Annotated in this window: 11 protein-coding genes; 5 read left to right on the forward strand and 6 right to left on the reverse strand. The window is 60.7% G+C overall.

Annotated features, from left to right (window positions below; all coding sequences use genetic code 11):
• Positions 1 to 96 precede the first annotated feature (96 nt).
• Complete coding sequence (locus J3P76_RS14345; RefSeq protein ID WP_434700867.1) at positions 97 to 1,377, reverse strand: serine/threonine transporter; 1,281 nt, start codon at positions 1,375 to 1,377, stop codon at positions 97 to 99.
• A gap of 286 nt (positions 1,378 to 1,663) precedes the next feature.
• On the opposite strand from J3P76_RS14345, the gene J3P76_RS14350 reads away from it, so the two are divergent.
• The 4 genes from J3P76_RS14350 to J3P76_RS14365 all read left to right on the forward strand — a co-directional run bounded on the left by J3P76_RS14350 (position 1,664) and on the right by J3P76_RS14365 (position 5,974).
• Complete coding sequence (locus J3P76_RS14350) at positions 1,664 to 2,629, forward strand: 2-hydroxyacid dehydrogenase (protein WP_420766579.1); 966 nt, start codon at positions 1,664 to 1,666, stop codon at positions 2,627 to 2,629.
• 145 nt (positions 2,630 to 2,774) lie between these two features.
• Positions 2,775 to 3,842, forward strand: coding sequence for a phosphotransferase family protein (locus J3P76_RS14355; protein WP_434611075.1), 1,068 nt, complete (start codon positions 2,775 to 2,777; stop codon positions 3,840 to 3,842).
• A 24-nt stretch (positions 3,843 to 3,866) separates the two neighbouring features.
• Complete coding sequence (locus tag J3P76_RS14360) at positions 3,867 to 4,634, forward strand: SDR family oxidoreductase (RefSeq protein ID WP_003180553.1); 768 nt, start codon at positions 3,867 to 3,869, stop codon at positions 4,632 to 4,634.
• Between the two features lie 230 nt (positions 4,635 to 4,864).
• On the forward strand, positions 4,865 to 5,974 hold the full coding sequence (locus J3P76_RS14365; RefSeq protein ID WP_434700868.1) for a Gfo/Idh/MocA family protein: 1,110 nt from the start codon (positions 4,865 to 4,867) through the stop codon (positions 5,972 to 5,974).
• Positions 5,975 to 6,127: 153 nt separating this feature from the next.
• Here J3P76_RS14365 and J3P76_RS14370 read toward each other — a convergent pair whose 3' ends face one another.
• Both J3P76_RS14370 and J3P76_RS14375 read right to left on the reverse strand, forming a co-directional pair.
• Complete coding sequence (locus J3P76_RS14370) at positions 6,128 to 7,570, reverse strand: FAD/NAD(P)-binding protein (RefSeq protein ID WP_434700869.1); 1,443 nt, start codon at positions 7,568 to 7,570, stop codon at positions 6,128 to 6,130.
• Between the two features lie 15 nt (positions 7,571 to 7,585).
• Complete coding sequence (locus tag J3P76_RS14375) at positions 7,586 to 8,149, reverse strand: helix-turn-helix domain-containing protein (RefSeq protein WP_420766583.1); 564 nt, start codon at positions 8,147 to 8,149, stop codon at positions 7,586 to 7,588.
• Here J3P76_RS14375 and J3P76_RS14380 point away from each other — a divergent pair.
• Positions 8,144 to 9,166, forward strand: a complete 1,023-nt coding sequence (locus J3P76_RS14380) for a DMT family transporter (protein ID WP_434611558.1) — start codon at positions 8,144 to 8,146, stop codon at positions 9,164 to 9,166. The genes J3P76_RS14375 and J3P76_RS14380 overlap by 6 nt on opposite strands.
• 25 nt (positions 9,167 to 9,191) lie before the next feature.
• Here the strand turns inward: J3P76_RS14380 and J3P76_RS14385 are convergent, their stop codons facing one another.
• The 3 genes from J3P76_RS14385 to J3P76_RS14395 form a co-directional block, all read right to left on the reverse strand.
• The gene (locus tag J3P76_RS14385; RefSeq protein WP_434700870.1) at positions 9,192 to 11,036 is read right to left on the reverse strand and encodes a bacteriocin immunity protein; all 1,845 of its coding nucleotides are present in this window, start codon (positions 11,034 to 11,036) and stop codon (positions 9,192 to 9,194) included.
• A gap of 84 nt (positions 11,037 to 11,120) precedes the next feature.
• Positions 11,121 to 11,399: a bacteriocin immunity protein gene (locus tag J3P76_RS14390; protein ID WP_434611066.1), complete on the reverse strand. Its 279-nt coding sequence runs from the start codon at positions 11,397 to 11,399 to the stop codon at positions 11,121 to 11,123.
• Positions 11,396 to 12,319, reverse strand: coding sequence for an HNH endonuclease signature motif containing protein (locus J3P76_RS14395; RefSeq protein WP_434700871.1), 924 nt, complete (start codon positions 12,317 to 12,319; stop codon positions 11,396 to 11,398). Before J3P76_RS14395 ends, J3P76_RS14390 begins: the two co-directional genes overlap by 4 nt.
• Between the last annotated feature and the right edge of the window lie 234 nt (positions 12,320 to 12,553).

Consider the following 12,553-nt stretch of genomic DNA (forward strand, 5'->3'; position numbering starts at 1 on the left):
GGGGCGGCGTTTTTTTATGCCTGGGATTTGATGAAAGCTGACTCGCCGCTTTCGCCGGAACGCCGCCCGGAGCAAGCTTGCTCCCACAAAAAAAGGTCAGGCCAAGAGGGAATAGACCAACGCAGTAATCGCCACCAAACCCACCGCCACCACAAAGACATTCGACGCTTGTCCGCGATAACGAGCCATGGCCGGGACCTTGCGGATGGCGTACATCGGCATCAGGAACAGAATCGCCGCGATCACCGGGCCGCCCAGGGTTTCGATCATGCCCAGGATGCTTGGGTTGAGAGTGGCGACAACCCAACACACCACCAGCATGAACGCTGCCGTGAGGCGGTCCAGGGTCTTGGGGGCTGGGCGGCGGCCGCTCTTGACGATCAAGCCCTTGAGGCCTTCGCTGGCGCCGATGTAATGCCCGAGGAAGGATTTGGCGATCGCCACGAAAGCAATCAACGGCGCCGCGAAGGCGATGGTCGGGTTGCTGAAGTGGTTGGCCAGGTACGACAGGATCGACAGGTTCTGCGCCTTGGCCTCGGCCAGTTGTGCCGGGGACAGGGTCAGCACGCAGCTGAACACGAAGAACAGCACCATTACGACCATCAGCACATGGGCGCGCGACAGGATCTGCGCACTGCGCTTTTCAGCGTCATTGCCGTAGCGGCGTTTCTGGTCCACTGCGAATGCCGAGATGATCGGCGAATGGTTGAATGAGAACACCATCACCGGAATCGCCAGCCACAAGGTATGCAGCAACGCCGAAGGCTGCGGCACCGTCGACGCCGTGCTCAGGATCCCGCCGTTCCAATGGGGCACCAGGAACACCGCCAGAAACAACAGCGCCACGATAAAGGGATAGACCATCAGGCTCATGGCCTTGACGATGACCTGCTCGCCGCAGCGGACCACGGCCAGCAGGCCGAGGATGAGCATCAGCGACAACAAGGCCCGGGGCGGCGGCTGCACGTGCAGCTGGTGTTCCAGGAAACTGCCGACCGTGTTGGTCAGCGCCACGCTGTAGATCAGCAAGATCGGGAAGATGGCGAGGAAGTACAACAGCGTGATCAGCGCACCGGCCTTGATACCGAAATGCTCCTCCACCACCTCGGTGATGTCCGCGCCGTCGCGGCCGGACAATACAAAACGGGTCAAGCCCCGATGCGCATAGAACGTAATGGGGAACGCCAGCACCGCCAGCACCAGCAGCGGCCAGAAACCGCCAAGGCCGGCATTGATCGGTAAGAACAGCGTGCCGGCACCAATGGCGGTGCCAAACAGGCCCAGCATCCAGGTCGTGTCTTGGCGACTCCATTGGCTGAGGGTGGCTGGGGCTGTCGTTTCAAAGCGCTCTTCGACGCTGTTGGCCTGATCATTCATCCGGTCGGGTCTCCGCTTTCCGGTCACATGCACCCGGCCGGGACGAGTCGGAAAAACCCGACAGGCAGCGCCCCTGGCCGAAACAGGGGCGCGATTGTCCGGGATTAACGTGCAGAAGCAAAGACTTAGCTGAGGAGCGGTTCTGCGGAGCAGCGTTTTCCAGTTCGCCCCCACAAGAACAGCGCAGCAGGACAAATGATCATAAAAAAGCCCAGGCCATCCCTCCCGCCGGCTCCTACAATCAGGTTGAATATCGATGATCGAAAAGCGCCTACAGGAGCCCAGCATGACCGCAACCGTTCTGGTACTGGTTGAAACCGTCAACGAATACCTGCCAATCCTGGAGCGCCAGGGTTATCACTTGGAATTGGCGCCCACGCCCGCCGAACGCAAGACAGCGATTTTCGAACACGGCGACCGGTTCAGCGCGGTGTTGACCCGTGGCCCCCTCGGTTTGACGGCTGAAGAAATGACGGCTTTGCCCAACCTCAGGATCATCTGTGTAATCGGCGCCGGTTATGAGCAAGTGGACCTGCAAGCCGCCAGCGAGCGAGGCATCGTCGTCACCAACGGTGCCGGGGTCAATGCCTCCTCGGTGGCCGACCATGCCATGGCGTTGTTGCTGGCGTTGGTGCGCGATGTGCCTCGATCCGACGCGGCCCTGCGCCGTGGCGAGTGGCCGCGAACCATGCGCCCTTCCCTCGCGGGCAAGCACCTGGGCATCCTGGGGCTCGGCGCCGTGGGCATGGCCATTGCCAAGCGGGCCGCCCTAGGTTTCGACATGAAGGTCAGCTACCACAACCGTCGCGTGCGCAGCGATGTGCCCTACGCCTTCTGCGCCACCCCCACCGAGCTCGCCAGGGTGTCGGACTTCTTGATTGTCGCCACGCCCGGAGGCCTGGACACCCGCCAATTGATCAACAAGCAAGCCCTCGATGCCCTCGGGCCCCACGGTTTCTTGGTGAATATCGCCCGGGCCAGCGTGGTCGCCACGACCGAACTCATCAGCGCCCTTGAACACCGGCGAATTGCCGGGGCTGCGCTGGATGTGTTCGATCACGAGCCCGAAGTGCCTGACGCCCTGAAACACTTGCCCAATGTCGTGCTCACGCCTCACGTGGCCGGCCTGTCGCCGGAAGCGACACGCGCCACGGTGGAGTTGGTGGGTGAGAACCTGAACGCGTTCTTTTCCGGCAAGCCGGTGCTGACGCCAGTGCAGCTACCCGATGCGCAGGCTTGCGTTGACCGGTAGGCCAGACGCAACCACGGCTCATCAAATCCGCTGATCACCCAGCAACACGCTAACCTATAAGACCCCGGCGTGCTTGTGACGGCTGTCGCACGCCATTAGATTAGCCAATGATCGATGGCCTCCAAAATAAGCAGAAGGGATAAGCATGGCAGTTACTGATCAGTCCACCCGCGTGCGCGACGGTGAAGAACTCGATGCCAACCTGATCGACCCGTACCTCAAGGCCCACATTCCTGGCTTGACCGGCACGCCGGTGATCAGCCAGTTTCCCGGTGGCGCGTCAAACCTGACGTACCTGCTCGAATACCCCGAACAGGAGTTCGTCCTGCGCCGGCCCCCGTTCGGTCACAAGGCCAAATCGGCCCACGACATGGGCCGTGAGTTCCGCATCCTCAATCAATTGCGTGAAGGTTTTCCGTACTGCCCGAAAGCCTACGTCCATTGCACCGACGAGTCGGTGATGGGCGCCGAGTTTTACGTGATGGAGCGGGTCAAGGGCATCATTTTGCGCTCCGAGCTGCCACCGGAACTGGGCTTCGACGCCGCCCGCACCGAAGCATTGTGCAAGAGCTTCATCGACCGGCTTGTCGAGCTGCACCGCGTCGACTACACCGCTTGCGGCCTGGCCGACCTGGGCAAGCCCGAGGGCTACGTGGCCCGGCAGATCCGTGGTTGGAGCGACCGCTACGACAAGGCCTTGACGCCCGATGCGCCGAAATGGGAGACGGTCAAGGCCTGGCTCAACGACAAGATGCCCGCCGATCATCCAACATCGAGCATCGTCCACAACGACTACCGCTTCGACAATGTCATCCTGGACCCGGACAACCCGATGCAGATCATCGGCGTGCTGGATTGGGAACTGACCACCCTCGGCGATCCGTTGATGGACCTGGGCAACAGCCTCGCGTACTGGATCGAAGCCGGTGATCCGGCGCCCGTGCAACTGATGCGGCGTCAGCCAAGCCACGCGCCGGGCATGCTGACCCGCCGTGAGTTCGTCGATTACTACGCCGAACGGTCCGGGATTCGCATCGACAACTTCGACTTCTACTACACCTATGGACTGTTCCGCCTGGCCGGTATCGTCCAGCAGATCTACTACCGCTTTTTCCATGGCCAGACCCAGGACAAACGCTTCGCGCAGTTCGTTCAGATGAACAAGCTGCTGGAGCAGATGAGCCTGCAAGTCATCAGCAAATCCACGCTCTGAGCGCACCTATAACAAGGAAACAGCATGTCCAAGACCCAGTTGTTCGACCTCGACGGTAAGATCGCTTTCGTTTCCGGCGCCAGCCGCGGCATCGGCGAAGCCATCGCCAAACTGCTGGCCCAGCAAGGCGCCCACGTGATCGTCTCCAGCCGCAAGCTCGATGGTTGCCAGCATGTCGCTGACGCCATCATCGCTGCCGGCGGCAAGGCCACCGCCATTGCCTGTCACATTGGTGAAATGGAGCAGATCAGCCAGGTGTTCGCCGGCATCCGCGAACAGTTCGGGCGTCTGGATATCCTGGTGAATAACGCCGCCACCAACCCGCAATTCTGCAACGTGCTGGACACCGACCTGGGCGCGTTCCAGAAAACCGTGGACGTGAACATTCGCGGCTATTTCTTCATGTCGGTGGAGGCCGGCAAGCTGATGCGCGAAAACGGTGGCGGCAGCATCATCAACGTGGCGTCGATCAACGGCATTTCCCCGGGAATCTTTCAGGGCATCTACTCGGTCACCAAGGCCGCGGTGATCAACATGACCAAGGTCTTCGCCAAGGAATGCGCGCAGTTCGGCATCCGCTGCAACGCCCTCCTGCCGGGCCTGACCGATACCAAGTTTGCCTCAGCGCTGGTCAAGAACGATGCCATCCTCAAAACCGCCCTGGCGCAGATTCCCCTCAAGCGCGTGGCCGACCCGAGCGAAATGGCCGGCGCGGTGTTGTACCTGGCCAGCGATGCGTCCAGCTACACCACGGGGGTGGCGTTGAATGTGGACGGTGGGTTCCTTTCCTGACAACGAGCCGCGAGGCAGACCTTTGGAATTCCTGTGGGAGCGAGCTTGCTCGCGATAGCGTTGCATCAGGCACAACAGTACCGGCTGATCCACCGCAATCGCGAGCAAGCTCGCTCCCACAAGGGACGCTGAGCGGCAACAGAATGAATATTTATTCCAACATTTGCAATTAGCGAATATTTATTCCATAAAGAGCCCTCCTGAAAATAAAAATTCAAAGGGCTCTTCTCATGCGTGAACTCGGCATCGGTCTGATTGGCACCGGCTTCATGGGCCGTGCCCATGCCTTGGCGTTCCACAATGCCAAGGCGGTGTTCGACCTCCCCTTGAACCTGAAACTGGCGGCCCTGGCCGACGCCGATCCGCAACGTGCCCGGCAATGCGCCCAGAGCTGGGGGTTCGAGACGGCTCACAGTGACTGGCAACGGCTGATCGACGACCCGAAGGTTCATTTGATCGCCATCACCACGCCCAATCATTTGCACTTTCCGATGGCCATGGCCGCGTTGGCGGCGGGCAAGCCGGTCTATTGTGAAAAGCCGTTGGCGGTATCCCTGGAACAGGCCGAGCAGATGCGCCAGGCAGCCAAGGCGGCTGGCGTGGTGACGCGGGTCGGCTACAACTACCAGCACAACCCGATCATCCAACTGGCGGGGGGGATGATCCAGCGCGGAGAGCTTGGACAGATCATCAGTTTCCAGGGCGAATTCAGCGAAGATTTCATGGCCGACCCGGCCTCACCCTGGTCGTGGCGCTGCGAGGCCGCGCACGCCGGTGGCGCGCTGGCGGACCTGGGCAGCCATCTCCTGGCGATGGCGCGGCATTTGTTGGGCGAGGTAGAGGCTGTGTGTGCCGACAGCCAAACCGTGCACAAACAGCGTCCTGCCAACGTTGGCAGCACCGAACAACGCGCGATCGCGGTGGATGATCAGGTCAATGCACTGCTGCGCTTTGCCAGCGGCGCCCGGGGCACGGTGAGCAGCAGTTGGCTCAAGCACGGCTGCAAGAATCACCTGAGCTTCGAAATCAGCGGCACACTCGGCACGCTGGCGTTCGACCAGGAAAGGCTGAACGAGCTGCGGGTGTGCCGCGCCGGCCAGGCGGGTTTCCAGCGTCTGCTGGCCGGCCCGGATCTACCCGGCTATGCCGCGTTCAGCCCTGCCGCCGGGCACCAGTTGGGCTACAACGAACTGAAGACGTTGGAGGTGCAGGAGTTGATCATGGCCTTAGCCGGCGAAGGCGCCAACGGAACGAATTTCGAGGAAGCCTGGGAAGTGGAGCGGCTGGCGGCGGCGATTCGCGTGGCGGCGAGTGAGGAGCGTTGGGTGCAAGTGCGGTAGCAATGAAACACGCTTCTGTGGCGAGGGAGCTTGCTCCCGCTGGGTTGCGCAGCAACCCCAAAGAAGTCGGAGGTAGTTGACCTGACACACCGAGGTGAATGGTTTTAAGGCTACTTCGTAGCCCAGCGGGAGCAAGCTCCCTCGCCACAGGATTCAACGCTGGGCTTGGAGTTCAGCTAACCGCCCCGCCAGTGCCTTGGCCTGGCTCGCCACGTCGGTGACGGCCGTGCTTTCCCACCACATCCCTCGCAATGGAGGGCCCATCGCGAACAGGCGGCTGGCCGGCTCGCCTTGGGCGTCCAGCACTGCGCCGTCGGCACGCGCTGCAATACCCAGCGCCAACGGACCGGGCTGGACCAACTCTCGGGCCAACAACTGCTGCGGCAACGGCCGGGCAACACGGCGCCAGTCATATTCAATGCCGCTGGAGTTGATCAACGCGGCGCCCTCCACCACTTCCAGTCCAGCCTCGCCCCTTCGGCGAATATTGATCGCCACCGATCCTTCGCCAGACGACACAAGCCCCTTGTACGACGCCGCCTGGATCCGCAACCGTCCCTCCCCGTGCAGACGCGCCACCAGTTCCGCGCTCAACGGAGGCGAGCGATGGTGATGGCTTTCCCACCAAGGTCGCACATGCCGCACGAACTGTCGGCGCTGCACATCGCTGGCCTGACTCCACAAACGCCCGATATGGGCACGGACCGTGTCCAGCGGGGCCTGCCAATCGATGCCCTGGGCTTGGGCCAAGCGGCATTGCCCACGCGAGGCGCGCATCAACTGGCGTGGCGAACGCAGGCTGTGATCATCGGCGAGAAAGTCCACCCAGGCCGGTGGCTGCCGACGTACATGGGGCAACAAACCGTGACGGGAAAATACTTCGATAGGTCCGCGATGCCCGGCCTGTTCCAGCGATACCACGGCATCGACCATGGTCAATCCCGAACCGATGATCATGACCGTCGCTAGCGGATCAAGCTGGCGCATCGCAGCCACGTCCCACGGATCAAGCGCCGCGGCGTTCAAGCCGCTCGACTCGGTCTGCAGGGTTCGTGCCGCGGGGAACATGCCGGTGGCGAGCACGGCAAAGCGTCCTTGCAATACTTGGCCATCGCCGAGCGTCACTTGCACGGCATCATCGATGACCCGCAAATCGACGGCCTCCCCGCGCACATGCTCCGCCACCGATCCATGGCGCGCGCCCAACGCACGAGCCTCGGCCAGACGCTGTTGCACATACAGGCCGAACATCCCCCGCGGAGGAAACAACTCGCTGACCGGCACATGTTGCTGATCGGACTCAGGCCAACCACCGGCCACGATGAACGCAGCGAGCCATTGCGTGAGATCATCGGCATTGTCCGGGTCGACGCTCATGCGTGCCGCATTGCCATTGAGGGTGTGGCCCAGTTCCACGGCGCTGTAGGCCTCGCCCCGGCCCAACTCGCTGCGCGGCTCGACAATCAATACCTCGCGCCGGCCCGGCAGCCGCAGCAGTTGCGCCGCCAACAGGGTTCCGCTCAGGCCGCCGCCGATAATCAGGATATCGGCCTGGCGGGCGGTGCCGATCACAGATTGCTCCAGCGCTGTGTCCATACCGCTCTCCAGGAGTCAAATCACCACGTTGCGGACGAATCTCACCGCCACCGGACCATCGTTGCGATAAGCATGGGGCTGGTTGCTGGCAAACATGAAAAACTCGCCGGCCCCGACTCGACGTTCTTCGCTGCCCAACAACAATGTCAGGCAGCCCTCGAATACGTAGAGCTGTTCGCTCCAACCGTCCGCGTCGGGTTCTGAATGGTAATGCTCGCCTGGTTCCAGGCGCCATTCCCAAAGCTCCACCTCTCGGTTGGCGGTGGCCTTGGCCAATAAGATGGCTTTGCTGCCGGGAATCACACCGGCCCAGGCCAGCTCATTGATCCGGCTCGGATCGCGGGCGTCAGGCGCCTGGATGAGGTCGCTGAAAGCCACGTCCAAGGCTTCGGCAACGCGGTCCAGGGTGGTCAGGCTGACATTCTTTTCGCCCGCTTCGATGGCAACCAGCATCCGCCGGCTAACACCGGACAATTCGGCCAGCGCCGTCTGGCTGAGCTGCGCGGCATGCCGCAGGCGGCGGACGTTCTGGCTGACGTGTTGCAGGACGGACGCCCGCTGGCCATTTTCTTTGTGCACTATATTGCTCATCTGCCGGGGTTGCGCATTATACTGCCCAACTTCGGGCGCATTGTGCGTCCGCCTCAAGTAGTGCGCAAGGTCATGGCATCGGTGAACTCCCCGCAAACTTCCTCCCATCTGCCCAGGTTCAGCAAGGCCGAATGCGTGCTCGTACTGATCACCATGATCTGGGGCGGCACGTTCCTGCTGGTGCAACACGCCATGACGGTCAGCGGACCGATGTTCTTCGTGGGCCTGCGCTTTGCCGCCGCGGCGGCTTTTGTCGCGCTGTTCTCGTGGCGCCACTTGCGTGACCTGACCCTGTTCGAGCTCAAGGCCGGGGCCTTCATCGGCGTGGCGATCATGCTCGGCTACGGCCTGCAAACCGTAGGCCTGCAAACCATTCCCAGCAGCCAATCGGCCTTTATCACCGCCCTGTATGTGCCTTTCGTGCCGCTGTTGCAATGGCTCGTGCTGGGCCGGCGGCCGGGGTTGATGCCAAGCATAGGCATCATGTTGGCGTTCACTGGGCTCATGCTGGTGTCCGGGCCGGCTGGGGCCTCGCTGAACTTCAGCCCCGGTGAAATCGCCACGCTGATCAGCGCCATCGCGATTGCGGCGGAGATCATTCTAATCAGTGCCTATGCGGGCCAGGTCGATGTACGGCGGGTAACCGTGGTGCAACTGGCAAGCACGGCGGTGCTGGCATTCCTCATGGTGGTGCCGACGCAAGAGGTCATCCCAGGCTTTTCCTGGCTGTTGCTGATCAGCGCGGTGGGCCTGGGCGCCGCCAGCGCAGCGATCCAGGTGGCGATGAACTGGGCCCAGAAAAGCGTCTCGCCGACCCGCGCCACGCTTATCTATGCCGGCGAACCGGTATGGGCCGGCATCGCCGGGCGCCTGGCGGGTGAGCGGTTGCCGGCGATTGCGTTGCTCGGGGCGGGCTTGATCGTGGCGGCGGTGATCGTCAGCGAGTTGAAAACGCGGAACAAAGGTGTCGTAGGGGCGGATGAAGCGCTTGAGCGCGAGGGCTGACCGTCCATGCGTCAGCCCTCGGGTTTCAGTAGCGAATAATCAGATTATCGAGATCGTAGACCCCACCGCCCTGCGTGATGTCGACGCGGTGCAGAATGCGCAGCGAACGATGATCGTCGGGCTGCTCGCTGCGGGGCGCTGAACCGTTGAGCAGTAACACCCTATTTTCGAGATTGAATTGTGCATTCAAGGTCGGTACGGCCGCAACGGCCCTCCAGAATGCACGTTTGAACAGATCGAAACGCTCGAAAACTTGCCCGCGCAATGAATCGGCGACTGACGCAGGGACCGACGCTCCCTGGCTGCTCAAGGCTTGCGTTCGCCAATCGTCAGCCTCCGCGTGCCCTTCTCCACTGACGACACCTGGACAATCCCGACGGTCATTGAATAGCACATAGACCGGCTCAAGCCCTGACTCCCGCGGAAACACCACCACATAATCATCGAATCGCACCTCTTCGATAGATTCGAACGTGGCCAATTCGGGCACTGGCGATGACCGGACGAAACCAACGGAATCGAGCCGATCCGGTTTTGGCGCCACCGGCGCTTCCAGGCCATGGGGTACTGCCCACTCCATAACGGAGGGCTGCGGGCCATCGCTCGTGAACCGATAGGCCCTCTCGCCTTCCTGCCAGACGGCGAGCCTGACACGAACCTTCGCTGGCAAAACCCCGGCGCAGGGAGTGATAAAGACTTCGAAGAGTTCGCGTATTTCTTTTAATCCATACGACAGGCTGCCGGCCTTCACGGGAACTGTCGAGGTGCTCATTCGCAGCGGCAGTTCTACTTCGCCTTGCTGGGCGGCCAATAGTTGCCAATCAGGATCGATCAGAGAAAGCTCATTCAGCGCAACGCAGAGGCCAAAACGCACGGCCTTGGCGCGGCTGGCGAACCTGAAGTGCAGCACGCCGGCGTACTGTCCAAGATGTTCCTGCGCACCGTCGGTCAATGACCAATTGAATTCGGCGACTGCGGAACGCAGGGTCTTATGCAAGCCCACTCGTTGTACCGACATCAACGGCTGTGCGTCGCTGATCAAAAGATCCGGTCGTTCCAGGTTAGCGACGACAGACAGGCGAAACTCGCTTGGGTATCGGTCGGGAGTCCGTAGGCGCACCAGTTGCTGCCAGGCATGATCAACTAAGGCTTCGGCGTTGGTGTGGAGTTCGGCATGACGCTGGGTGTTGGAGGGCAGACGCGCCAGATAACCAGCCTGATTGGCAGTGGCCTGCTGCAAAACGGCTTGCCAGAGGGGCCTCTCCGCCTGGCTGTAGGTAAGATTTCGCTGTGCCGCGGCTTTGTCGAACTCGACACGCATTTTTTTACCTTCGAATGCACGAACCGCCATCAGCACCTCGTGCTGTGCATGTTCAACCCGACGGATACCTTTTTCCAGTGCCTCCAGCGTCGCGTTCGAATGCTGTTGGATTGGCAGATGCTGGATAGCGCTTTCAAGCAGAGAGAATGCTGCATCGACCGTTTGCTCCGCAGAGGCGATGTCCCCAGCCACTCGCTGAGCGTTCGCAAGTTCGTGCCTGGCTCTCGCCGTGTTGTGTCCAATAAGGCTCGACCCGTCGACCGGCGTGAACGGTGCTGGAAGCACACCGTCCCTGAAAGGAATGAGTCTCCTCTGGTGATACCAATGCTTGAGCTGGAAGGTGACTGCGCCTGGGGAATGAAAGTTGGAGGTATCCTCCGGGTAAAACAACAGATCCGCACCATCAGGATGACCAACTATCAGATCGAAGTGTTTGATCAGTCTGTCATGCTCTTTCTTGTCCCTGCAGGCCTCCACATTCCAGATCTTGTCGACAAGAGTTTGAAATTCGGACTCGGTGTAATCCTGGAGTTTGGGTTTAAGTTCCATCTTTGGTTTTTCCTTGCTCAAGCGTGCGACGTGGATGACGCACCTGCTCGCGACGGGTCGAGCTGATGCGTACGAAACGATGATTTATTCGGGTTTGAAACCTGGTCTGTTATTGCGGGCTCGCCATTCCTTGACTTCTTTCAGGATTCCAGCGGGGCTGTCTTCTTGGCCTTCCTTTGGGTAGAAGAGAACATCTGAGCCATCAGGGTGCTCAGTAATCAGTTCAAAATGGTCCACCAACCTATCGGTATATTGGCTCAACGCATCCCCCTCCAAAGCAACGGAGTAATCAAAAAATTTTCGAAGAAATGTCAGAAATTCAGCCTCCGTATAATCTTCCAGCCGTTCTTTGAGCACGCTCATGGCTTCTCTCCTTTGTGAAAATCAATATGCCGCCTTGCAGTCATAACTAGCAGATTTTCCAAGTCATAAACTGCGCCGCCTTTCGCAACTTCGTGCTTATGATGGATTTCATACTTCCTTCTCCCGCCAACCTGATCCAATCGACTAGCGAACGGCGGCGCTCCCTTGGTCATCTCTCGCAGATTTGAGCCATTAAACTGCTTACTTAAATCACGATCCGCCGCCACCGCCCTCCAAAACGCCTCCCTGAACCGATGAAAGTTCGCAAACTCTCTGCCCCTCAACTGATCCGCAATCCGATCAGGAATCGCCGCCCCAGTCGTTCTCGCCGCCTCCCCCAACCAAATGCCTGAAACTGACTGCCCAAAGCCGAGGGCCATCCCGGGATCATCTCGCCGGTCATAAAACAGCGCATCCGGCGAGGGCAGATCCATATCCCCCGGATACCCAGGAATACTCGCACCGGTCTGCACTGGATCAACAGCCGGAAGCGTCTCGTTTTCCGGTAGGACGGGGATGACAGGCTTGCCCGGATAAATCTGCGAAAACGGTGGCGTGACGGGCAGCGTGGTCGGGCCAAGTTGTTCGATGCCCGGCGGAACCAAAGGCGTTCGGGTACCGTGGCCGATGGGAGGCGCCGGCCAGGGGATGACCGCCGGGACGATGCCCGGCCTGCCGAGCAGGCTGTTTGGTGTGGTGATGCTGATCCGGTCGAGGTTGAATGGATTCTCACCCAGCTCCGCACGCTCCCGATAACGCAGCTCGAATTCTCGACGCTCTCCCACCCATGTGCTTTTTGGCGCATAGGGCGCAAAGCCGCGTTCGATGCGTTTGCGGTTGAGTTCGTCTGTGTTTGCCCACAGAGCCGGATGTTCAGAGAGGGTCCGCCATAGCGCCTGGTCGAAGGCGCCGAACGACATCTCCTTTTCTGTATGGCGCAGGATGGCGATGAAGCCCTGCTCGGGTGCGGTACATACTTACCGCACCCGAGCAGGGTTCGTGTGGTACGAGTGCCTTGATACCCATGGTCGATCCCGACGACCCGGCGCTCGCAAAACGACTCCAAACAGGAAAACTTCCCCCTCCTTGTAGGATTCTGCGACACCCTTGCGGTTGGTGATCGGGAATACGCCACGTATGATCCCGAACAACCT

The sequence above is a fragment of the Pseudomonas sp. D1-36 genome (assembly GCF_051132205.1).
Classification (GTDB): domain Bacteria; phylum Pseudomonadota; class Gammaproteobacteria; order Pseudomonadales; family Pseudomonadaceae; genus Aquipseudomonas.